Below are 22207 nucleotides of genomic sequence, written 5' to 3' on the forward strand. Positions count from 1 at the left end.
CTCACCCGGCCGGGCCCCGCGGCGGACCCGCTCAGTCAGCCACAACCCCCAGTGCCCCGTCCAGATAGAGCTTGCGGCAGCCCCTGCGCTGGACCTTCCCGCTGGTGGTGCGGGGCAGGGCGCCCCTGCGTATCACCACGACCTCGTCGACCCGCAGCCGCTGTCCGTCGTGCACGGCTGCCCCGACCCGTTCGCGCAGCTCGCCCGCCCCGACCTCGCGGAGGACCCTTCCGTCGGTCTCGACGACCACCACCAGCCGTTCCCGCTCCCCGTCGTCCACGGAGAACGCCGCGGCGCAGTTCGGCCGCAGCCCCGGTACCGCCGACTCCGCGGACAGCTCGATGTCCTGGGGGTAGAAGTTGCGACCGTTGCGGATGATGACGTCCTTCAGGCGTCCCGCGACGAACAGTTCCCCTTCGTGGAGGAAGCCCAGGTCGCCCGTACGGAGACAGGAGGCCGCGCCGCTCTCGCCGGCGACGCGGCCCCCGAACGCCTCCTGGGTCTCCTGCGGGCGTTCCCGGTAGCCGAGGGCGACGCACGGGCCGTTGATCCAGATCTCGCCCAGGCGGCCGGGTTCGCGGGGGGTGCGGGTGACCGGGTCGACCACGCGGACACGGGTGGTCGCCGAGGGGAAGCCGGAGCCGACCAGCGGCTGGGCGTCGGGCGCCGTCTCCCCCACGATCTCCAGGCGGCCGTCCTTGAGAGCCGTCGAGGACACCCACAGCACGGTCGGCGGCCGGTCCGCGGGGCTCGCCGTCGCCTTGAGGGTGTTCTCGGCCAGACCGTAGCCGGGGGTCATGGCCTCGGGGGCGAACCCGTACGGGGCGAACGTCTCGGTGAAGTCCCGCACCGCCCGCCAGCGCACCGGTTCGGCCCCGTTCGCCGCGACCCGCCACGAGGAGAGGTCCAGGTCGACGTCCCCGGCGTCGCGCAGGGCGCTCACGCACAGCTCGTAGGCGAAGCTCGGTGCGGCGGCGTGGGTGCCCCGGTAGGTGGAGAGGGCCTCCAGCCAACGCAGCGGGCGGCGGATGAAGGCGGCCGGCTCCATGAGGTAGGCGGGGATGCCGGAGCACAGGGGCAGCAGGACGCCGAACAGCATGCCCATGTCGTGGAAGAGGGGCAGCCAGGACACGACGACGCCGTCGCGGCCGGTGGGCCAGATGTCCTCGGTCTCGGAGACGTTGGCGAGGAAGTTGGCGTGGGAGACCATCACGCCCTTGGGGTCTCCGGTGGAGCCGGAGGTGTACTGCAGCAGGGCGATGTCGTCGGGGAGCGGGGCGGGGCCGTTCCAGTCGACGGGGGTGGCGGGCAGGGCCTCGGTGTCGACGAGGGTGAGGCCGGCCAGTTCGGGGAGGTCGGCGAACTGCCGCTCCAGGTCGGCCTTGAGGGCCGCGGTGGTGAGGACGGTGGTGGTGCCCGCGTCGTCGGCGATCCGGCGCAGTCGCTGGACGCCGCGCCGACGGGTGGGGACCTGGACGGGGGCGGCGGCGACCCGGGCGTACATGCAGCCCAGCAGCGACCGGATGAACTCCAGGCCCGAGGGATACAGGAGCAGGGCGCTGTCGCCCGCTTCGAGGCCGGCCGCCGCGAGGGCCGCGGCCCGGGTGTGGGCGTCGGTCTCGAGCTGTCGGTAGGTGAGGGAGCCGTCGGGGGTCTCGCCCTCGCGGAGGTGGATGTACGCGATCTCGTCGGGCTGTCTGACGCTGCGCAGGTGCAGGGCCTCGGTCACCGTGGTGACGAAGGTGGCGCTGGGCGGGATGAGCGTGCCGGCAAGAGCCATGGTGATGGTCCTTTTCTTCGGTCGTGATGAGGTGCGACTTCAGGAAGGGACCGCGACGGTGGGGGTCGGGAGGGGGGCCGAGGCGTTCGCGGGGAGAGGGGCCCCGCCCGGCGGCCTGGGGAGCCGCCGGACGGGGCCGTCGTTGCGGTGGGTCAGTCCACGAGGGACGGTTCGCGCCGGCGCTGGCGCGGGACCGCCCCGCGCCGGCCGGTGGCGAGCTTGGCGCCCTCGACGTCCATGTCGGGCAGGACGGCGTCCAGCCAGCGGGGCAGCCACCAGGCGGAGCGGCCGAGGAGGGCGAGGACGGCGGGCACGATGGCCATCCGGACGACGAAGGCGTCGAAGAGGACGGCGACGGCGAGACCGAAGCCGATCATCTTGACGAAGTCGTTGGCGTCGAGGATGAAGCCGGAGAAGACGCTCGCCATGATGATCGCGGCGGCGGCGACCACCCGGCCGCCGTGCCGGAAGCCGGTGACGACCGCCTCGCCGGGGTGCTCGCCGTGGACGAAGGCCTCGCGCATCCGGGTGACGAGGAAGACCTCGTAGTCCATGGCGAGACCGAAGACGACGCCGATCATGAAGATCGGCATGGTGCTCATGATCGGTCCGGGCTGGTCGATGCCGAAGACGTCCTTGAGCCAGCCCCACTGGAAGACGGCCACGACGGCGCCGAGTGCCGCGGTCACCGACAGCAGGAACCCGAGGGCCGCCTTCAGCGGGACCAGGACCGAGCGGAAGACGAGGACGAGCAGGACGAAGGCGAGTCCGACGACGAGGCCCAGGTAGGGGACCATCGCGTCGTCGAGGGTCTCGGAGAAGTCGATGAACAGGGCGGTCTGGCCGGTGACCAGGACGGTCGCGCCGATCTCCTTCTCGAATCCGCCTGCGGCGGCGCGCAGGGAGTGGACCAGCTTCTCGGTCTTCGCGTCGGTCGGGCCGGTCGTCGGGATGACGTTGACCATCGCCGTGTCGCCCGCCTTGTTGACGGTGGCGGGGCTGACGGAGGCGACACCGGGCCGGTCGGCGAGGTCCTTGCCGACGCGCTCGGCGGCGGCCTTGGCGTCCTTGGCCTCGACGGTCAGGAGCAGCGGGCCGTTGAAGCCGGCGCCGAAGGAGTCCGACAGCATGTCGTACGCCTTGCGCTGGGTGGTGTCCTCGGCCATCGTGCCCTCGCCGGGCAGCCCCAGCTCCAGGCTCGCCGCCGGAACGGCGAGGGTGCCGAGGCCGATGACGCCGAGGAGCAGGACGGCGACCGGGTGGCGCAGCACCCAGCCGGCCCAGCGGGAGCCGAGGTTGGGCCGGGCCTTGGCGGCGCGCTTGGCTGCCTTGCGCTGCTGGCGGGCGCTGAGTGGCTTGCCGGAGATCTTCTTGCGCTCGCGGCGGGGCAGCGACTTGAAGGGGGCGTAGCCGAGGAGCGCCGGGACGAAGGTGATGGCGATGAGCACGGCGACGGCGACCGTGCCGGCCGCGGCGAGACCCATCTTGGTGAGCATCGGGATGTTGACGACGGCGAGGCCGGCGAGGGCGACGATGACGGTCAGGCCCGCGAAGACGACGGCGGATCCCGCGGTACCGATGGCGCGTCCGGCGGCCTCCTCGCGGTCCCGGCCCTCCAGCATCTCGGAGCGGTAGCGGGAGATGATGAACAGGGCGTAGTCGATGCCGACGGCCAGGCCGATCATCAGGGCCAGGGTGGAGGTCGTGCTGGACAGGCCGAGGGTGGAGCCGAGAGCCGTGATGCCGCAGATGCCGACGCCGACACCGATGACGGCGGTCAGCAGGGACATGCCGGCGGCGACCATCGAGCCGAAGGTCAGCAGCAGGACGACGGCGGAGACCAGGATGCCGAGGGACTCGGCGTTGTTCTTGGCGGCCTCCACGGCGACGGCGTCACCGCCCGCCTCGACGGTCAGTCCGCTCTTGCGGGCGTCGGCCGTGGCCTCGGTGAGGGCGTCCTTCGCCTTGTCGGTCAGCTCGGTGGCGGCGACCTCGTAGAGGACGGTCGCGTAGGCGGTGGTGCCGTCCTTGCTGACGGCTCCCGCCTGGTAGGGGTCGGCGACGCCCTTGACCAGGGGCGCCTTGGCGAGGTCGGCGAGGAGCTGCTCGACCTTGGCCTTCTGGGCGGGGTCGGAGACCTTGCCCTCGGGGGCGCGGACGACCACGCGGGCGGTGGCGCCGTCCGCGCTCGCGTCCGGGAAGCGCTCCTTGAGCAGGTCGAAGGCCTTCTGTGACTCGGTGCCCGGCATCGAGAAGGTGTCGGCGGGCGGCGCGGGCGCGGCGGAGGCGGCATAGCCCACGCCGACCAGGATCAGCAGCCACAACAGTGTTGTCCGGCCTCGCCGTCGGAAGGCGAGTCGGCCCAGTTTGTAGAGGAACGTAGCCACGGCGAAGGGGACTCCCGTCGGGTTCGCTGGGTGGGGGGTCGGAAACTCCGAAACTCCGAAAACTCAGCCACCTTAACAAACCGCTTGAGCGGTTTGGTCATTTCAGAGGAGTGCGCGGATCGGACACTTGAACATCCGCCCACCTTCGGGCAGTTGGGTTCTACCGCAGATGGCCAGGCCAGAGCACTCAGGCGAGGTCCATGGCGGGAGCGGAGGGCGAACGACCACTTTTCGCCAATCTGGAAAACCGCGTGAGCGGTTTGTTAGCGTCCCGGCCAACGTCAGCTCCGCCCTACCGAACGAGAGGCCCTTCGCCGTGACCACTTCTCTGGACAGACCTCGGCCGGCACCGCCGGTCAGCGCCGTGCCCGGCGCCAAGGAGTCCCCCGTACGGGCCGAGCGGACCTTCGAGCCCGCGGTGGACGGCCTGCGAGCGATCGCGACGCTGATGGTGCTCGTCGCGCACCTCGCGCAGTGGACCGGGGCGCTCATCGACAAGACCGGCAAGCCGGGGCCCTTCGCCCCGGTGATGACGGGCTTCCTGGTGGCGATCCCGATCTTCCTGATCATCAGCGGCTATCTGCTCTACCGCCCGTGGGCCGACGCCGCGCTCGGCGGCCGCAAGCAGCCGAACACGCTGCACTACTACTGGCACCGCGTCCTGCGCATCTTCCCGGCCTACTGGCTGTTCATGGTCACCGCGCTGCTGGTGTTCAACCGGGAGCAGCTCGGCGACGGATGGCGCACGCTGCGGCTGCTGACCGTGCAGCACGTGCAGAACTGGGCGGACCTGCGCACCGATCCGGGCATGACCAACTGGGCGCAGACCTGGAGCCTCGCCACCGAGGTGCACTACTACATCGCGCTGCCCGTGGCGGCGTTCGTGCTGCACCGGGCGCTGAAGGCGACCAAGAGCCTGAAGCTGGCGGGGGCGCTGCTCACCGCGGTGATCGTCGCCGACTTCACCTGGCTCGTCGCCACCAGCCCGTCGAGCCCGCTGGGTCCGCCGTCACTGTGGTGGCTGCGCGGTTACCTCGGGTTCCTGGCGGCGGGGATGCTGCTCGCGCTGGTCGCCGCGAAGGCCCGTACCGGGCAGCGGCTGGCGTTCGTGGAGTTCGTGCGGAACAACCCGTGGGCCTTCTGGGGTGCGGCGGCCGTGGCGTTCGCCGTGTCCAACACGGAGTGGGCGGGCAGCATCGCGTCGATCGTGCTCACCAAGGAGGAGGCCGCCCTCAAGTACGTCTGCCACATGGTGGTCGCGGTGGGGCTCGCGGCGCCGTTGCTGCTGGCGCAGGGCAGCGGGCCGGAGCGGTTGCTCTCCCGGCCGACGCTCGTGTGGCTCGGGCGGAACTCCTGCGGGATGTTCCTGTGGCACCTGATCATCATGCAGGTCACCGTCTGGTACCTGCTCGACAGTGACTTCGGGCAGCTCGGGACGGGGGCGTTCTTCGCTCTGCTGCCGTTCGTACTGGCGCTGTCGGTGCTGGCCGGCTGGCTGTCGTACACGTTCGTCGAGATGCCGCTGCTGAGGCGGTTCCGCATCCGCTCGCACCGGCCGATCGCGGAGCCGGAGAAGCGAACGGCCCGCGTGTGAGCGTGCGTCACGACGTCGGGCGCCGGTCCCACAGGGGGACCGGCGCTCGCGTGTCACCACCCGGCACCCCCGGGCGGTCACGCCGTCTTGGGGGCCGCCCGCATGCCGATGTACGCGCACTTCGTGCCGTCGTCGAGGGTGGCGAAGACCACCGGCATCCAGTCCTCGGCGAAGGAGGCGCCGCCGCCCGCGCCGGCGAAGACCGTGTCGGAGAGGGGGACCAGCTCCATCTCGAGGTCCGGGGAGTAGCCCGCCATGCCGTCGACGAAGGCGTACACCAGGTGCGGCCTGCCGTCCCGCTCGGAGACGGTGATGAGGACGCCCTCGCGCTTGTAGGTGCCGGCCCAGGGCGTGATGTCGACGGCGGGCGGCTGCTCGGCGGGGGCGAACGGCGCCGGCATCGTCACGTCGGCGAGGTCGGCGAGGAGTTCGCGCAGGAGGTCGGCGTAGAGCAGACGGGAGCCGCCGCCGTTGGTGAGGAGGGCGACCGCGACACCGGCGCCCGGCACCACCCGCAGGTAGGCGTACTGGCCGATGGAGGCGCCGTCGTGGCCGAAGCCGGGCACGCCGTCCCAGTCGTAGAGGGTCCAGCCGAGGCCCCAGCCGTCGGCGCTGACCGTCCACTTGTCGGGCACGTCGGTCTCGCGCTGCTGCATCGCGGCGACCGAGTCGGGGCCGAGGACACGGGTGCCGTCGGCCGCCCTGCCGCCGTCGAGGTGCAGTTTGGCGAAGCGGACGAGGTCACCGGCGGTGGCGCAGACGCGGGCGGCGGGGCCGGCGGCGCGCGGCATCAGGTCCCAGGCCGGGGCGAGCGTCTGCTCACCGTCCGGCCCGGCGAGATGTCCCATCGCCGCGCGGAACGGCAGGACCTCCTCGGGGAGCGTCATGGTGTGGGTGAGGCCGAGCGGGGTGAGCAGCCGGTCCTTGAGCGCCTGGTCCCAGGTCGTGCCGGTCAGCACCTCGACGATGCGGCCGAGCACCACGTACCCGATGCCGCTGTACGACACGGCCGTGCCCGGCGGGCAGTCCATCGCCACGCCCTTGGCGGCCTCGACGTACTTGGCGAGGCTGTCGTCACCGCGCCCGGTGTCGAGGTGGAAGTCGCAGGTCAGGCCGCTGGTGTGGGACAGCAGCATCCGGCTGGTGATGACCTTGGTGGCCTCGGGGTCGATGGTGGCGAACTCCGGGAGCACGGAGACGACGGGCGCGTCCAGGTCGAGGTCGCCGGACTCGACGAGCTGCATGATCAGGGCGGCCGTGTAGACCTTGGCGATCGAGCCGAGCTGGAAGACGGAGTCGGTGGTGGCCTCCACGCCGGTCTGCCGGTTGAGGACGCCGCTGGCCAGCTCCTGCACCTCGTCGTCGACCACGAAGGCGAGGGTCGCGCCGGGCACGTCGTGCTCCTCGCGCAGTTCGTCGAGGCGGCGCTGCCAGTGGCCGAGATCGACGCGGCGGCCGGTGGCCAGCTCGATCACGTCGGCGACGGCGGCCGGGGCCTCGGTGGTGGTCACGGGGGCCGCCGCGGGCTCGGGCGCCGGATGCGGCCTGCCGAAGGTGTCCTGCGTGGCGTCCCAGGAGCCGGAGGCGCCCTCCATCCGCCAGGTGCCGGTCAGCCCCCAGCTGTCGCTGGCCTCCCAGCTGCCGGTCGCCCTCCAGGTGCGGAGGTCGTTCCACTTCGAGCCCTGCTGCGCCTTCTTCGACATGGCGTGTCCTTTGGAGGGTTGGGATACCGATGGCCTTGCCCCGACCACACGTTGTGCGGCGTGATGAACACTGTACGGAGTGCGCACACTGTGCGCAAGCCCGTACAGCGTTCATAACCGGCCAATGAAAAACCGCCCACGGCCGGGGTGAACGCCGTGGACGGTTCGCGGAACGCGCGGGTCGGGGACCGGTCAGCCGACCTCGGCCCCCTTCCGGGAGCCCTGGCCCAGTCGGGACCCGAGGCCGTCCAGCACCCAGTCGAGGCCGTAGCCGAAGTTGTCCACGAGGACCTCGGACGAGCGGCCGCCTTCCTGCGCGGTGTAGCGCCGGCGGAGGTGCGGATAGTCGCGGGTGGCCTGTTCTACGGCCGGCCACACCTTGCGCGTCCAGTCCTCCTGGCTCTGCCCGCTGCGGGCGAGCATCGTGAGCCAGGCGGCCTCGCTCGTGGTCATGCCGATCACGTAGGCGAAGAGGATCCGCACCACATGGTCGGCCTGCTCCAGATCGAAGCCCGCCTCCTCCAGCATGGCGAGCATGCCTTCCGTGAGCCGCATCGAGTTCGGCCCCAGGGAGACACCCACCTCGCCCAGCATCGGGGCGATCCAGGGGTGGCGCAAGATCGTCGAACGAACACTGTGGGCACAGGCCGAGGCCGCCGCCCGCCAGTCCTTCGCCGCGTCCGGGCCGGGCACCTCCATCTCGCCGTAGACATGGTCCACGACCAGCTCGATCAGCTCGTCCTTGCTCGCCATATGCGAGTACATCGAGGTCGCACCCGCGTTCAGCCGGGTGCCGAGGCGGCGCATGCTCAGCGCGGCCGCGCCCTCCTCGTCCAGCAGTCGCACCGCCTCGGCCACGATGACCTCCCGACTCAGCGCGGGCTGCTCGCGCTTCTGGCGGCGCGGGCGGGTCCACACCGACTGGATCACCTGGTTCTCGGACATGCGACCTCCTCGTCTCTCCCGGGCTTCAGGGTAACGGCATCCGGAAACACCGTACGGAGCTTGCGAACACTGTACGCCTCTCGTACGGTGTTCGGCGAGCGCACGTCGTACGGAACTGGCGACTCGGCGACCGGAAGCAGCGACTCATCACGGCGGCTCGAAGGCGTCCGACACGGGCGGCGTGAAACCGACTGGATAACAAACCGCGTTGCTGGTTTTATTGAGGTCCGGAGCAGCCCCACACTCTGTTCGAAAGGTTTCGTCATGGAAGTCGACGTCACGGAGCGTCATCCACGCCGCTGGCTGATCCTGATCGTGTTGTGCCTCAGCACGCTGGTGCTGGTCATCGACAACATGGTGCTGACGGTGGCGGTCCCACCGATCGCCGAGGACCTCAAGGCGAGCGCCCAGGACATCCAGTGGATCCTGGAGTCGTACATGCTGGTCTTCGCCGGTCTGCTGCTGACCGCGGGGAGCCTGTCCGACCGGTACGGCCGCCGCAAGGTCATGATCATCGGCCTGACGGTGTTCGGGGCCGCCTCCGTGCTGGCCACCTGGGCCGGCAGCGCGGAGATGCTGATCTTCGCCCGTGTGCTGATGGGTATCGGCGGCGCTCTGCTGATGCCGAGCACCCTGTCCATCCTCATCACGGTCTTCGACGAGGACGAGCGGCCGAAGGCGATCGGCGCGTGGAGCGCGGTGGCCATGATCGGGCTGGTCGGCGGGCCCGTTTTCGGCGGTGTGCTCATCGCCCACTTCTGGTGGGGCGCCGTCTTCCTCATCAACATCCCGATCGCGGCGCTCGCCATCGTCTCGGCACTGGTGCTGATGCCGGAGTCCAAGGGGCCCTGGCGCAAGCCGGACCCGGTCGGCACGGTGCTGTCCGTCGTCGGTATGACGGCGCTGGTCTGGGCGATCAACGAGTGGCCGAAGGACGGCATCACCCACCCCGCCACGCTGACGGCGGCCGTCGTGGCCGTGGTCGCGCTGGTCTCCTTCGGGATCTGGGAGACCCGGATCCCCGAGCCGATGATGCCCGTGGCGCTGTTCCGGAACCGGGTGTTCACCGGGTCGAGCTTCTCGCTGGTCCTGCTGACGTTCGCCAACGGCGGTCTGATGCTGGTGCTCACGCAATACCTCCAGTTCGTGCTGGGCTACTCCCCCACGAAGACCGGCCTCGCCTTCATGCCCGCGGCCGTCGCCTCGCTCGTCTTCAACGGGGTCGGCGCCGCGCTCGCCAAGAAGATCGGCAACCGGGCGCTCGCCGTCTCCGGTCTGCTGGTCATCGCCGGTGGGTTCGCCACGCTGTCGACGCTGTCCCCCGGGGACGGCTTCGGGACGCTGTCGGTGGCCATGGTGCTGATGGGCGCGGGCGCGGGTCTCGCGATGCCGGCGGCGATCGCGGCGCTCATGGGGGCGGTTCCCCAGGAGCACGCGGGGGTCGGGTCCGCCCTCAACGACACCATCCAGCAGGCGGGTGCGGCGTTCGGTGTGGCCGTGCTGGGTGCGGTGCTGTCCAGCACGTACACCTCCGAGATGCCGGAGTCCGCGCCGGCCGCCGCGCGGGAGACGATCGGCGAGGGGCTCGCCGTGGCCGCGCGGACGAACGACGCGGGGCTCGTCTCGACCGTGCACGAGGCGTTCACCGACGCGGTGTCCAGCAGTTTCACCGTGGGTGCCGCGGGAGTCGTGGGCGCGGCCGTGCTGGCCCTGTTCCTGATGAAGGGGGCGGGCAAGGGGGAGGCGCCCCCGGCGGGTGACGCGGGTGAGACGGAGCCGGAGGTGGTGGGGGTTCACTGAGGCGGTGAGATCGTGACGACGGCGGGCTCCACGGGGGTATTCCCGTGGAGCCCGCCGTCGTCTTTGGGGGGTGTTTGCGCCTTTGAGCTCGGGAGGTTCTGAGCATCGGCGACCGCGCGTAGTTCGTGGCTTGTCGCGCCCGCGCGGCGGAGCCGCACATCGGTACAGCCCCGCGCCCCTAGCTCGGCCCAGACCGCGTTTCGTCCAAGATGGACGGAAGTTGGTCTACGAAGTGGTCCGCGTCCTCCTCCGTCAGGATCAGCGGTGGGGCCAGGCGGATCACGTTCGGGGTTGCCGCGTTGACCAGGAAACCCGCCTGTTGGGCCTCCTGTTGGACTCGCGCGGCCTTCGGTTCCCGCAGGACGATGCCCAGGAGCAGGCCCGTGCCGCGGACTTCGGTCACCGAGGGGTGCGCCAGGGCCTCGACGCCCGTACGCAGCCTCTCCCCCACTCGCTTCACATGGGCCAGCAGGTTCTCGCTCTCGATGGTCTCCAGGACCGCCAGGGCCGCCGCGCAGACGATCGGGTTGCCGCTGAACGTGGAGCCGTGGGTGCCCGGGGCGAGCAGGTCGGCCGCGGGGCCGAAGGCGAGGGTCGCGCCGATCGGGAGGCCGCCGCCGAGCCCCTTGGCCAGGGTGACCACGTCCGCCTCGACGCCCTCGGCCTGGGCGGCGAACCAGTGGCCGGTGCGTCCGATACCCGTCTGCACCTCGTCGAGGACCAGGAGGGTGCCGGTGGCCTCGGTGATCTCACGGGCCGCCGTCAGATACCCGGGCGGCGGGACGATCACACCGTTCTCGCCCTGGATCGGCTCCAGGATCAGCACCGCGGTGTCCCGGGTGACCGTCGCGCGCAGGGCGTCCACATCGCCGTACGGGACATGGTCGACCGGGCCGGGGAGCGGGGCGAACGGAGTGCGTTTGGCCGGCTGGCCGGTGAGGGCGAGGGCACCCATGGTACGGCCGTGGAAGCCTCCGGCGGCGGCGACCATGTGGGGGCGGCCCGTCAGCCGGCCCATCTTGAAGGCGGCCTCGTTGGCCTCGGCTCCGGAGTTGGAGAAGTACACACGGCCCGCGCGGCCGGAGAGTTCGAGGAGGCGCTCGGCGAGGGCGACCGTCGGCTCGGCCACGAAGAAGTTCGAGATGTGGCCGAGACCGGCCGCCTGCTCGGTGAGGGCGCACAGGATCGCCGGGTGGGCGTGGCCGAGGGAGTTGACCGCGATCCCGGCCAGCAGATCCAGGTACTCACGGCCGTCCGCGTCCCAGACACGGGTGCCCTTGCCGCGCACCAGCGGCAGTCGTGGGGTGCCGAAGTTGTCCATCATCGCGCCCTGCCAGCGGCGGGTGAGGTCGCCGGGTGTGCCGGGTGCGGTGTGGGTCGTATCGCCGCTCATGCGGCCGCCTCCATTCGGGCCGTGGCTGCCGAGGACTCGCTCTCGTCGGGCACGACCATCGTGCCGATGCCCTCGTTGGTGAAGATCTCCAGCAGGATCGAGTGCTTGACCCGGCCGTCGATGACGCGGGCGGTGCGCACCCCGTTGCTGACGGCGTGCAGGCAGCCCTCCATCTTGGGGATCATGCCGCTGGCCAGGCCGGGCAGCAGATCGCGCAGTTCGCTCGCGCTGAGCCTCGGGATGACCTCCTCGCTGTGCGGCCAGTCCGCGTACAGGCCCTCGACGTCGGTGAGGATGAGCAGCATCTCGGCGCCGAGCGCGGCGGCGAGGGCGGCGGCCGCGGTGTCCGCGTTGACGTTGTAGACGCCGCCCTCGGCCGCGTCCTTGGTGTCGGAGCTGCGGGCGATGGAGGAGATGACGGGGATGCGGCCGTTGTCGATCAGGGCCTGGACGACCCCGGCGTCCACGGTGGCGACCTCGCCCACGCGGCCGATGTCGACCGGTTTGCCGTCGACGTCGGCGTAGCACTTCACGGCGGTCATCAGCCGGGCGTCCTCGCCAGTCATGCCGACGGCGTGCGGTCCGTGCTCGTTGAGGAGGCCGACGAGTTCGCGCTGTACCTGGCCGGCGAGGACCATGCGGACGACGTCCATGGTCTCGTCGGTCGTGACCCGGAGGCCGCCGGTGAAGTGGGACTTCAGGCCGAGGCGTTCGAGCTGGGCGCTGATCTGCGGGCCCCCGCCGTGCACGACGACGGGGTTCAGGCCGGCGTGCCGCAGGAACAGGATGTCCTGGGCGAAGGCCGCCTTGAGGGACTGGTCGACCATGGCGTTGCCGCCGAACTTGATGACGATGGTCTTGCCCCGGTGGCGGGCCATCCAGGGCAGTGCCTCGACCAGCGCATGGGCCTTGGGCAGCGCCTTCTGTCTGCGGTCGGCGGCCATGCCGGTGGGGGTGAGAGGGCTGTCGGGTCCGGCGTCGGCGCCGGTTCCTATGGGTGAGGTCACGACGAGTACTCGCTGTTCTCGTGGACGTACTGGGCGGTCAGGTCATTGGCCCAGATCACGGCGGACTCGGTGCCGGCGGCGAGGTCGGCGGTGATGCGGACCTCGCGGCCGCTCATGTCGACCAGCGAGCGGTCCTCGCCGACCGAGCCGCCCTTGCAGACCCAGACGTCGTTGATGGCGACGTTCAGCCGGTCCGGGTCGAAGACGGCGGAGGTCGTGCCGATCGCGGACAGCACGCGGCCCCAGTTGGGGTCCTCGCCGTGGATGGCGCACTTGAGGAGGTTGTTGCGGGCGATGGTGCGGCCCACCTCGACGGCGTCGGACTCGCTGTCGGCGCCGGTCACCTCGATGCGGATGTCCTTGCTCGCGCCCTCGGCGTCACCGATGAGCTGCCGGGCGAGGTCGGCGCAGACGGCGCGTACGGCCTCGGCGAACTCCTCCTCGGCGGGGGCGACTTCGGCGGCCCCCGAGGCGAGCAGCAGGACGGTGTCGTTGGTGGACATGCAGCCGTCGGAGTCGACGCGGTCGAAGGTGGTGCGGGTGGCGTCGCGAAGTGCCTTCCCCAGCACGGCACTTGGCAGGTCGGCGTCGGTGGTGATCACGGCCAGCATGGTGGCGAGGCCGGGGGCGAGCATGCCGGCGCCCTTGGCCATGCCGCCGACGGTCCAGCCGTCGCCCTGGTACACGGATGTCTTGTGCACGGTGTCGGTGGTCTTGATGGCGATGGCGGCCTTCTCGCCGCTGTGCTCGGACAGCTGCCCGGCGGCCGTCTCGACGCCCTTGAGCAGCTTGTCCATCGGCAGCCGTACGCCGATGAGGCCGGTCGAGGCGACCGCGATCTCCTCGACGCCGCGGCCGAGCAGCTCCGCTGCCCGCTGGGCGGTGGTGATCGTGTCCTGGTAACCCTCGGGGCCCGTGCAGGCGTTGGCGCCGCCGGAGTTGAGGACGACCGCGGACACATGGCCGTCGGCGAGGGCCTCGCGGGACCACTGGACGGGGGCGGCCTGGACGCGGTTGGAGGTGAAGACGCCGGCGGCGGCCGACCGCGGCCCGTTGTTGACCACGAGGGCGAGGTCCGGATTGCCGTTCTGTTTGATTCCGGCGGCGACGCCCGCCGCCGTGAACCCTTTCGCTGCGGTGACGCTCATGGTGCGACTCCGATCGTGGAAAGCCCCAGGTCCTCGGGGAGCCCGAGGGCGATGTTCATGCTCTGGACGGCACCCCCCGCGGTGCCCTTGGTGAGGTTGTCGATGGCGCTGATCGCGATGATCCGGCCGGCCGAGGTGTCGAGGGCGACCTGGATCTGTGCGGCGTTCGACCCGTACACGGCGGCGGTGGCGGGCCACTGCCCCTCGGGCAGCAGCCGGACGAACGGTTCGTCGTGCAGTGCCTTCTCGTACGCGGCGCGTACGTCGTCGGCGGTGGTCCCGGGCTTCGCCTTCGCGCTGCACGTGGCGAGGATGCCGCGGGGCATGGGCGCCAGGGTCGGGGTGAAGGAGACGGAGACCGGCTCCCCCGCGGCGGCGCTCAGGTTCTGCATCATTTCAGGGGTGTGCCGGTGTTCACCACCCACGCCGTACGGGCTCATCGACCCCATGACCTCGGAGCCGAGGAGGTGCGGCTTGGCCGCCTTGCCCGCGCCGGAGGTCCCGGACGCGGCGACGACGACGGCCTCGGGTTCGGCGAGACCGGCGGCGTACGCCGGGAAGAGGGCGAGGGAGACGGCGGTCGGGTAGCAGCCCGGCACCGCGATCCGGTTCGTGCTCCGCAGCAGCTCGCGCGCGCCGGGCAGTTCGGGCAGGCCGTAGGGCCAGGTGCCGGCGTGCGGGGAGCCGTAGAAGCGTTCCCAGTCGCCGGCGCCGCGCAGCCGGAAGTCGGCGCCGCAGTCCACGACCAGGACGTCGGGGCCCAGTTCGCGGGCGACGGCCGCCGACTGGCCGTGCGGCAGGGCGAGGAACACGACGTCGTGGCCCCTCAGCACCTCGGTCGTCGTCGGTTCCAGCACCCGGTCCGCCAGGGGCGGCAGATGCGGCTGGAGGCCGCCCAGCGGCTGCCCGGCGTTCGCGTTCCCCGTCAGGGCGCCGATCTCCACCTCCGGGTGCCCGATCAGCAGGCGGAGAAGCTCACCTCCCGCATATCCGCTCGCTCCGGCTACGGCTGCTCGCACTGTCATGACCCCTCCCGGATTGGCATGGGTTGCCGTTGTAACCGGGGCCGGAGCGCCCCAACAAGGCGTTCCATCATGTTCATGACAAGAATGCGGGGCTGTTCCTCCCCGGCCGCGCACAGCGAACGGGGCGGCGGCGCCGACACGGCACCACCGCCCCGCTGACCAGGCGTTCAAGGGTTCCACGAAAGACCGTGGGCTCAACTCACCAGCCGCATCGGCCCTCCGTACACCGCCTCGACATGCCCGAACCCCTCCCCCGGCAGACCGGGCGTCGCGTCGACCGTCTCCGCGTACTGGAGGCGTACGACGTCGTCGGGGACGCGGCGTTCCGGCGGGCGCCGGGCGTTGCGCTCCAGACAGGTCTCCAGCGGCGTGGTCATGATCAGCGCGGCCGCCGGGACCCGGTGCCGGCCGGCGATGTCGAGCAGCTTCGCCCGCACCACGCGGTCGGGGCCGTCGGCGTCGACGACCGTCGTCAGCCGGCGCGCCAGCCGCGCCTCCAGCACCTCGCCGAGGACGTGGACCGCCTCGTCCGTGGCGTCCTCGTCGATCGGGTCGTCGCAGATCCGCTCCCGGAACTCGTCCAGCTCCAGCACCGCGCTCGGCGGCCAGGCTCCGGCGAGCGCGCTCTTCCCACTGCCCGCCGCGCCCAGCAGCACGATCAGAACCGGGTCGGGCAGAACGGCGTCGGCCATGGCTCGTCTCCTCTCGGATCTGGTGGACGAGCCGGGTGCGTACCGCCGAGGAGCCCGTACATGACCGAACGGCCCGCTCCGGGCGGGCCGTTGATCAGGGTGTTCGAGAAGTACAGGGATCGTGTACGGGGATCTGTACGGGGATGTCCAAGGGATGTGAACCCGGCCCCCACGTCTGTCCGTCAAGGATCGACCAGGGGTGGGTGTTCAGTCCATGGCTGCCGGAGAAGAGGGCGAGGACTAACCCTTCGGGGTCAGAGGCGCACCGGGAGCGACACCAGGTGGATGCCGTCGCCCGGCATCGCCACGTACTCCAGTGCCTCGCGGTCCACGGCGAGGGTCAGGCCGTCGTTGCGGACGAACAGGGTCTCCAGGACCACCTCGGCCTGGAGGCGGGCGAGGGCGGCGCCGATGCAGAAGTGCGGGCCGTGGCCGAAGGCCATGTGGCCGACGCCGCGGCCGAGTTCACGGCCGATGTCGAGCTTGTCGGCGCCGCCGGGGAACTCGCGCGGGTCGTGGTTCACGCCGAGCAGCGCGGCTGTGACCACCTCGCCCTGCTTGACCGGCATACCGCCCAGCTCCAGGTCCTCGGTGGCGTACATGGGGGCGCCGATCGGGACGGGCGTGGTGAAACGGAGGAGTTCCGGGACCGCGCGGCCGGCGAGCAGCTCGGGCTCCTCGCGCAGCCGGGCGAGCTGGTCGGGGTGGTCGAGCAGGGCGAGGATCGCGTCGGCGATGAAGTGGGCGGGCGGCATGATGCCCGTGTTGATCAGCAGCAGGAAGATCGCGACGATCTCGGTCTCGCCGAAGTCGCCCTCCTCCTGGCTCACCCGGATCAGCTCGGAGATCAGGTCGTCCGAGAGGGCGGCCGTGCGCTCCTCGATGAGCTTCTTGCAGTGCTCGACCATGCCCTTGAGGGCCGGGATGAACCGCTCCGGGTCGCCCGAGATGTAGTCGCGGATCCACGCGCAGATCTGCGGCTGGTCGGCCGCGTCGACGCCGATGAGTTCGCAGACGCCGAAGCCGGCGAGGGGGTGGCTGAGGTCCTCCAGGAGGTCGGCCTCGCCCTTGGCGGCCATCGCCGCGTAGAGGTCGTGGGTGATCTTCTCGATCTTCGGGCGCAGGGCGTTGATACGGCGGGCCGTGAAGGCGCGGGTGATCAGGGTGCGCATCCGGGTGTGGTCCTCACCGTCGGCCAGGACGAGGATGCCGAGGTAGTCGCGGTACTCCGCGGGCAACCCGTACGCCTCGATCATCTGGTCGGCGATGCTCGGGCCGTCCTGGCCGGGGAGTTTGTGGTTGTCCCGCACGAAGCGGGGGTCCGTGAGGGCGGCCTTGGCGTCCTCGTAGCGGGTCAGCAGCCAGACCGGGGTCTCGACATCCGGGAGGGTCACCCGGACGAGGGGGGCCTGCTCGCGGAGGCTGGTGAAGCCGCCGGGGGTGCTGACGAACTTCGAGGTCAGGCTGAGGACTTCCTGGGACATGGGGTCTCCGTCCGTGGCTCCGGGTTGCGGGCTGGCGGGGGCTTGGCATTGGCTTGGCGTTGGCTTGAAACATACCGGGACAGCGGTATGTTTCCTACCTCGTTCAACTGCTCGGGAGGATCGGGTTGTTGGGGCATGAGGAAGGGCCGCGCGGCGGGGGTTCGCCTGCGCGGCCCTTCTTGGGGGTGGGTTGGTGGTTCGCGGGAGAGCTCGGGGGGGTGGGTGCGTTGGCGACTGCGGGTGGGTGGGGGTTTCTCGCGCAGTTCCCCGCGCCCCTGAAGGGATCGGGCCTGCGGCCCGTCCTTCATCCTGAAAAGCACGGGGCGCGGCCCCGGTCGCTTCTCAGGCGCGCGGGGAACTGCGCGAGAAACCACGACGAACCCGCACCCGCCGACGAACCGCGCACCCCCGAGCTATGAGGCGCCAGGTCCCAACTCCAGCGTGCAGGACTTGACTCCCCCGTCTCCCCTCACCAGCTCCGACAGATCCAGCAGCAGCGGGCGAAAGCCCCGCTCCCGCAGCGCCGGCGCCACCGCTTCCGCCGTTTCCGGCAGGACCACATGGAGGCCGTCGCTGACCGCGTTGAGCGCCGACGACGCCGCGGCCGACTCGTCGACCAGGAGCGCGTCGGGGAAGAGACCGGCCAGCACATCCCGGCTGACCTCGGTGAACGCCGCCGGGTGGTACATCACCTCGTCGCCGTCCAGGACGGCCAGCGCGGTGTCGAGGTGCTGGAAGCGGGGGTCCGCCAGCTCCAGGCTGATCAGGGGGCGCCGGAAGAAGTCGAGGGCCTCGCGGTGGGCCTCGGGGGCGCTCCCCACCTGGCGGCCGGCGAGGATCCAGCGGTCGGTGACCAGGACGTCCCGCGCGCCCTCGTTGGCGTGGACGGCACCCCGTACCTCGGTGAAGCCGTGCGTGCGGAACCAGTCCAGGTACGCCGGTTCACCCGCCGGACCGCCCCGGCGTGCCCCCAGCACCCGGCCGTCCACGACCGCCGCGGTCGCCGCCGCGCGGACCGCGTCGGGCAGTCCGGGAAGCGGGCCGATCAGCCGGACGTCGTGGCCGAGCGAGAGGTAGAGGCTGTAGAGGCGGCCCCACTGCATCAGGGCCCGCCGGGAGGTGAGAGGGGCGGAGGACCGGTCGGTCCAGGGGCGGTCCGCCTCCACCGCGTCGAAGGGGTACGGCTGGCACATCAGGTACCGGCGGCGGGTGGCGGTGCGCTCCCCGCGGCGGTACGCCGGCCGGAGGGGGGTCCGGCGGCGCACCGCCGCGCGAGGGCGGGCGAGGACCCCCTCGCGGCGGGCGCTCATGCGCCGGCCATCGCCTCGCGGAGGCTCTTGGGGCGCAGGTCGGTCCAGTGCCGCTCGATGTAGTCGAGGCAGTCCTGGCGGCCGGCGTCGCCGAACACCACCCGCCAGCCCGCCGGGACCTGGGTGAAGGTCGGCCACAGCGAGTGCTGTTCCTCGTCGTTGACGAGGACGTGGAAGGTGCCGTTGGCGTCGTCGAACGGGTTGGTGCTCATCTCGGTTCAACTCCCTCTCGTGGGACGTGGATCGGTGGTGGTCAGACGGTCGTGTGCCGGCGCGACGCCAGGTCGATGGCGATGGCGATGGCGTCGGCGATCTCGCCGCTGCGGATGGCGATGTTGGACAGCAGCGAGGAGGCGAGGCCGTGGGTGTGCTCGGTGCCGCCCTGGAGGTAGATGCCGACGTTCAGCTCGGGCTTCGTGACGAGGCGGTAGTCGCGTTCGACCCTGAGGCGGCCCTCGTCGTCGCGGAGGCAGTACGGTGCCAGGTCGCCCAGGAGGGCGGTCGGGTCCATGGAGTCGTAGCCGGTGGCGAAGACGATCGCGTCGACGTCGAGGTCGTACACCGAGTCGTCGCGCACGGAGTGCATGGTGAGCCGGGCCCCGTCGGCCCTCTGGTCGACCCTCTGGACGCGGGAGAGGTTGAGCAGGTGGAGGCGCTTGATCCGGGCCACCTCGTCGTCGTACGCGCGCTGGTAGAGGTCGCGGATGACCTCGTCGTCGGCGACGCCGTAGTTGGTGTTGCGGTGGTAACGCCAGAACGACTCGCGGGTGCGGTCGGTGCCGCCGTAGTAGTCGTCGACGGCGTCGGCGTCGAAGATGCGGTTGGCGTAGGGGGTGTCGTCGGCGATCGAGTAGCCGTACGACGGCATGATCGCGTAGACCTCGGCGTCCGGGATCGTGTCGTAGACGTACCGGGTGATCTCGGCGGCGCTCTGGCCGGCGCCGACGACGGCGAACCGGCGGACCCGGCTCGGGTCGAGCGTGTGGAACCGGCCGAGGAACTCGGAGCTGTGCCAGACGCGTTCGCCGCGGTCGACACCGTCGGGCATCTTCGGGACGAGGCCGGTGGAGATGACGAGGTTGCGGGCCTCGACGAGGCGGGTGCCGCCGCGCGGGCCGTTGTCCTTCACCTCGACGCGGACGGTGTCGACGGGGCCGCCGTCGTGTCCGTCGGGCAGGTGGACCGCGTTCACCTCGGAGTTGTAGGTGACACGGTCCGAGAAACTGGACTCGGCCCATTCGAGATAGTCGTGGAATTCGTTCCGGGTGGGGAAGAAGTTCTGGTTGTTCACGAACTGCGCGAGACGGCCGGCGGCGTGCAGATAGGCGATGAAGCTCCACTGGGAGGCGGGATTGCGGAAGGTCGCCAGATCCTTCAGGAAGGAAATCTGCATCTTGGTGTCGGGAAGCAGCATGTTGCGGTGCCAGCCGAGGGACGGCTGCTTCTCGAAGAAGGCCGCGGTGAGCTGCTTCTCGTCCTTTCCGCGCTGCTCCTCCAGTGCGATGGCGAGCGAGAGGTTGGCCGGTCCGAAACCTATTCCCACGACCTCGTACGCTTCGGTGTTCGCTTCCATGAATTCTCCCGCAAGTGGTGTGCTGGAAAGGTACGTTGCGCCTTTTTGGAGCGTCAACGGCGGTACTGGGTGGACAGTTGAACTCAGTGGTGGACCGGGCAGCCCTTGATGGTGCCGGTCTTCTCCATGCGGTCCATGAGTTCGGCCGTCTCGCGGTACTGGCTGGAGTCGCGCAGGGCGAAGTCCTCGCGGACCCGCTCGCGGATCTCCTCGTCCTGTTCCTGGCTGAGCTTGAACATGCCCTCGGCGCCGGTGATCTCGACGCGGAAGGCGCCCACCGCGGGCAGGATCGTCGCGAAGTAGTCGATGGAGCGGGACATGTCCCAGGCCTTGGCGGCGCCGAAGTCGCGCTCGTAGGCCTTGACGGTGTCCTTGCAGACCTCCAGGGAGTCCTCACCGGGGGCGGCGGCCTCGATCTTCTCGAAGACACCGTGGACGTGGACGGAGGTGAAGTCCCAGGTGGGGGCGGCCGGTGTGATGTCGTAGACGGTCGGCGACACATAGGCGTGCGGGCCGGTGAAGGTGATGAGGACGGGGGTGCCGTTCTCCAGGGCCGTCCAGTGCGGGTTCTCCCGGTTCATATGGCCGATGAGGCGGCCGCCGGCCAGGTTCTCGGTCCATGCGCCGGTCCACTCCGGGTCGCGGATCACGGGGAGGTGGGTGGCGTACGGGTCGGCGTCGGCGGGGCCGTTGGACACCAGCAGGGCGAAGGGGTTGAGGCGGATCAGCTCGGTCATCCACGAGCCGTCCGGCTCCCGGTACGGATCGGGAACGAACATTCGGACCTACCAATTCTCGGCGCGGGGCGCTTTCTGAGGGTTTTTTCCGTCCCCGGGGCGTTCCTTGTGGGTGCGCCCCGGGGACGGATTCGCGGGGACCGGGGGGTTAGGGGTCCCGCGAGGGGGTCAGGACGGTGTGCCGTCCTGGGCCTTGTCGAGCTCGTCGAGCTTGTGGCCGATGACTTCCGCCATTCCGGCGGCGTGCGCCGGAAGGCACATCTCGTGGTGGGTGCTGTGGACGTCGTACGCCGTCAGCTCGCCGTCGACGTACGGTGCCCACTGGTCCGTGTAGGGCGCCTCGGGGTTCAGCGTCGCGTTGAAGAAGAGCACGTCGCCCGTGAAGACCGGCGGTGTGAAGTCCTTCAGCAGTTCGACGTGGTGGACCACGAACTCCGACGAGGTCTCCAGGAGGCTTTCCTGGTCCGTTCCGCCGGCGTTCCCGCCGAGCTCTCCGACGAATGCGCCGAGGAGGGTGCGCACCTGGGCCAGTTCGAGTTCCGGGTCGTTCGCGAAGTGGCCGCTCGGTGCCGCGTCGAGCAGACCGAGGAGGGCTACTTCGTGGCCCCTGCACTGGAGTTCCGCGGCCATCGCGTGGACGACCGCCCCGCCGAAGGACCAGCCGATCAGATGGAACGGTCCCTCGGGCTGAATCGAGAGTATCTCCGTGACGTAATCCGTCACCAGGGATTCCAGCGAATTCGGCAGGGAATTCGACGGCGAACCCGACTCGGGGGAATTCCCGGCGGCCAGGTCCCGCACGGCGGACCACGCGGGCGACTGGATGCCGTACGCCGGCCGGTCGGCGGGCAGGTGCCCGGCGAAGGACAGATAGGGCCAGGCGAGACCGCCGGTGAGGTGCACGAACCACAGGGGTTCGCGGTCCCCGCCGGGCTTGATGGTCAGGACGCGGGCGAACGGGTCGGTGTTCTCCCCCGCCGTCCGCGTGCCGTGCGCGGCGAGCCCGGCCACCGTGGGCGCCTGGAACACCGCCCGCATGGGCAACGACCAGCCGAGTTCCCGGCGGACGCGGCTGACGAGCCGGGCCGCGAGGAGGGAGTGGCCGCCCAGGGAGAAGAAGTCGTCGTCGATGCCGACCTTCTCCAGGCCGAGGACCTCCGCGAAGAGGACCGCCAGGGCCTCCTCCCGGCCGGTGCGCGGAGCCCGGTACGCCTCGCCGGTGAACTCGGGCTCGGGCAGCGCCCGGTGGTCGAGTTTGCCGTTCGGGGCGAGCGGCAGCCGGTCCAGGTGCACGAACGCGGAGGGGACCATGAATTCCGGGAGCCGCCCGGCGGTGTGGGCCCGCAGCTCGTCGGTGTCGAGGTCGGCGCCGGGCACCACGTAGGCCACCAGCCGCCGGCTGTTCCCGTACGGCTTCGCGACCACCACGGCCCGGTCGACGGCCGGGTGGGCCGTCAGGGCCGCCTCCACCTCGCCGGGCTCGACCCGGAAGCCGCGCACCTTCACCTGGACGTCGCCTCGGCCCGCGTACTCCAGCTGCCCGTCGGCGTTCCAGCGGGCGAGGTCGCCCGTGCGGTACATGCGGGAGCCGGGCGGGCCGAACGGGTCGGCGACGAACCGGTCCGCGGT

The 22207-nt window shown here is 70.8% G+C and carries 17 protein-coding genes; 2 read left to right on the top strand and 15 right to left on the bottom strand.

Annotated features, from left to right (window positions below; all coding sequences use genetic code 11):
- Positions 1-31 precede the first annotated feature (31 nt).
- The gene (locus M8J73_RS30345) at positions 32-1780 is read right to left on the bottom strand and encodes a fatty acyl-AMP ligase (protein WP_249829308.1); all 1749 of its coding nucleotides are present in this window, start codon (positions 1778-1780) and stop codon (positions 32-34) included.
- A gap of 152 nt (positions 1781-1932) precedes the next feature.
- Complete coding sequence (locus M8J73_RS30350) at positions 1933-4167, bottom strand: MMPL family transporter (RefSeq protein WP_249829309.1); 2235 nt, start codon at positions 4165-4167, stop codon at positions 1933-1935.
- 316 nt (positions 4168-4483) lie between these two features.
- Here M8J73_RS30350 and M8J73_RS30355 point away from each other — a divergent pair, with 316 nt between their 5' ends.
- Positions 4484-5761 (top strand): acyltransferase family protein, encoded by a 1278-nt coding sequence (locus M8J73_RS30355; protein WP_157873366.1) that lies wholly within the window; start codon positions 4484-4486, stop codon positions 5759-5761.
- 77 nt (positions 5762-5838) lie between these two features.
- Here the strand turns inward: M8J73_RS30355 and M8J73_RS30360 are convergent, their stop codons facing one another.
- Complete coding sequence (locus M8J73_RS30360; protein WP_240501737.1) at positions 5839-7464, bottom strand: serine hydrolase domain-containing protein; 1626 nt, start codon at positions 7462-7464, stop codon at positions 5839-5841.
- 192 nt (positions 7465-7656) lie between these two features.
- On the bottom strand, positions 7657-8409 hold the full coding sequence (locus M8J73_RS30365) for a TetR/AcrR family transcriptional regulator (RefSeq protein WP_055542659.1): 753 nt from the start codon (positions 8407-8409) through the stop codon (positions 7657-7659).
- 264 nt (positions 8410-8673) lie between these two features.
- On the opposite strand from M8J73_RS30365, the gene M8J73_RS30370 reads away from it, so the two are divergent.
- Complete coding sequence (locus M8J73_RS30370) at positions 8674-10209, top strand: MFS transporter (RefSeq protein ID WP_055542660.1); 1536 nt, start codon at positions 8674-8676, stop codon at positions 10207-10209.
- Positions 10210-10387: 178 nt separating this feature from the next.
- On the opposite strand, the gene M8J73_RS30375 is transcribed toward M8J73_RS30370, so the two are convergent.
- The 11 genes from M8J73_RS30375 to M8J73_RS30425 form a co-directional block, all read right to left on the bottom strand.
- Positions 10388-11602 (bottom strand): acetylornithine transaminase, encoded by a 1215-nt coding sequence (locus M8J73_RS30375; RefSeq protein ID WP_055541634.1) that lies wholly within the window; start codon positions 11600-11602, stop codon positions 10388-10390.
- Positions 11599-12546 carry an acetylglutamate kinase gene (argB, locus tag M8J73_RS30380; protein WP_055541639.1) on the bottom strand — a complete coding sequence of 316 codons (948 nt, stop codon included), beginning with the start codon at positions 12544-12546 and terminating at the stop codon, positions 11599-11601. Before argB ends, M8J73_RS30375 begins: the two co-directional genes overlap by 4 nt.
- Positions 12547-12605: 59 nt before the next feature.
- Positions 12606-13757 carry a bifunctional glutamate N-acetyltransferase/amino-acid acetyltransferase ArgJ gene (gene argJ / locus M8J73_RS30385; protein ID WP_055541635.1) on the bottom strand — a complete coding sequence of 384 codons (1152 nt, stop codon included), beginning with the start codon at positions 13755-13757 and terminating at the stop codon, positions 12606-12608.
- Entirely contained in the window at positions 13754-14782 is a 1029-nt protein-coding gene (gene argC / locus M8J73_RS30390; RefSeq protein ID WP_055541636.1) for an N-acetyl-gamma-glutamyl-phosphate reductase, read from the bottom strand. Before argC ends, argJ begins: the two co-directional genes overlap by 4 nt.
- A gap of 194 nt (positions 14783-14976) precedes the next feature.
- Positions 14977-15474 (bottom strand): AAA family ATPase, encoded by a 498-nt coding sequence (locus tag M8J73_RS30395; protein WP_055541637.1) that lies wholly within the window; start codon positions 15472-15474, stop codon positions 14977-14979.
- Positions 15475-15728: 254 nt separating this feature from the next.
- Positions 15729-16958: a cytochrome P450 gene (locus M8J73_RS30400; RefSeq protein ID WP_249829310.1), complete on the bottom strand. Its 1230-nt coding sequence runs from the start codon at positions 16956-16958 to the stop codon at positions 15729-15731.
- Between the two features lie 413 nt (positions 16959-17371).
- Positions 17372-18268: a dimethylarginine dimethylaminohydrolase family protein gene (locus M8J73_RS30405; protein ID WP_240501229.1), complete on the bottom strand. Its 897-nt coding sequence runs from the start codon at positions 18266-18268 to the stop codon at positions 17372-17374.
- Positions 18265-18480, bottom strand: a complete 216-nt coding sequence (locus M8J73_RS30410) for an MbtH family protein (protein ID WP_055516485.1) — start codon at positions 18478-18480, stop codon at positions 18265-18267. Before M8J73_RS30410 ends, M8J73_RS30405 begins: the two co-directional genes overlap by 4 nt.
- Positions 18481-18521: 41 nt before the next feature.
- Entirely contained in the window at positions 18522-19841 is a 1320-nt protein-coding gene (locus M8J73_RS30415) for a lysine N(6)-hydroxylase/L-ornithine N(5)-oxygenase family protein (protein WP_055538565.1), read from the bottom strand.
- 83 nt (positions 19842-19924) lie between these two features.
- The gene (locus tag M8J73_RS30420) at positions 19925-20620 is read right to left on the bottom strand and encodes an FMN-binding negative transcriptional regulator (RefSeq protein WP_055538566.1); all 696 of its coding nucleotides are present in this window, start codon (positions 20618-20620) and stop codon (positions 19925-19927) included.
- 126 nt (positions 20621-20746) lie between these two features.
- On the bottom strand, positions 20747-22207 hold a 1461-nt coding region (locus M8J73_RS30425; protein ID WP_249829311.1), incomplete at its 5' end, for a thioesterase domain-containing protein.

Origin of the sequence: Streptomyces neyagawaensis (assembly GCF_023516595.1) — a bacterium.
Classification (GTDB): Bacteria; Actinomycetota; Actinomycetes; order Streptomycetales; family Streptomycetaceae; genus Streptomyces; species Streptomyces neyagawaensis.

Coding starts and splice junctions, on each gene's coding strand:
- M8J73_RS30365 (WP_055542659.1), bottom strand. CDS start 8,409: ATGTCCGAGAACCAGGTGATCCAGTCGGTGTGGACCCGCCCGCGCCGC.
- M8J73_RS30375 (WP_055541634.1), bottom strand. CDS start 11,602: ATGAGCGGCGATACGACCCACACCGCACCCGGCACACCCGGCGACCTC.
- M8J73_RS30400 (WP_249829310.1), bottom strand. CDS start 16,958: ATGTCCCAGGAAGTCCTCAGCCTGACCTCGAAGTTCGTCAGCACCCCC.
- M8J73_RS30395 (WP_055541637.1), bottom strand. CDS start 15,474: ATGGCCGACGCCGTTCTGCCCGACCCGGTTCTGATCGTGCTGCTGGGC.
- M8J73_RS30420 (WP_055538566.1), bottom strand. CDS start 20,620: ATGTTCGTTCCCGATCCGTACCGGGAGCCGGACGGCTCGTGGATGACC.
- argJ (WP_055541635.1), bottom strand. CDS start 13,757: ATGAGCGTCACCGCAGCGAAAGGGTTCACGGCGGCGGGCGTCGCCGCC.
- argB (WP_055541639.1), bottom strand. CDS start 12,546: ATGGCCGCCGACCGCAGACAGAAGGCGCTGCCCAAGGCCCATGCGCTG.
- M8J73_RS30360 (WP_240501737.1), bottom strand. CDS start 7,464: ATGTCGAAGAAGGCGCAGCAGGGCTCGAAGTGGAACGACCTCCGCACC.
- M8J73_RS30370 (WP_055542660.1), top strand. CDS start 8,674: ATGGAAGTCGACGTCACGGAGCGTCATCCACGCCGCTGGCTGATCCTG.
- M8J73_RS30405 (WP_240501229.1), bottom strand. CDS start 18,268: ATGAGCGCCCGCCGCGAGGGGGTCCTCGCCCGCCCTCGCGCGGCGGTG.
- M8J73_RS30415 (WP_055538565.1), bottom strand. CDS start 19,841: ATGGAAGCGAACACCGAAGCGTACGAGGTCGTGGGAATAGGTTTCGGA.
- M8J73_RS30345 (WP_249829308.1), bottom strand. CDS start 1,780: ATGGCTCTTGCCGGCACGCTCATCCCGCCCAGCGCCACCTTCGTCACC.
- M8J73_RS30410 (WP_055516485.1), bottom strand. CDS start 18,480: ATGAGCACCAACCCGTTCGACGACGCCAACGGCACCTTCCACGTCCTC.
- argC (WP_055541636.1), bottom strand. CDS start 14,782: ATGACAGTGCGAGCAGCCGTAGCCGGAGCGAGCGGATATGCGGGAGGT.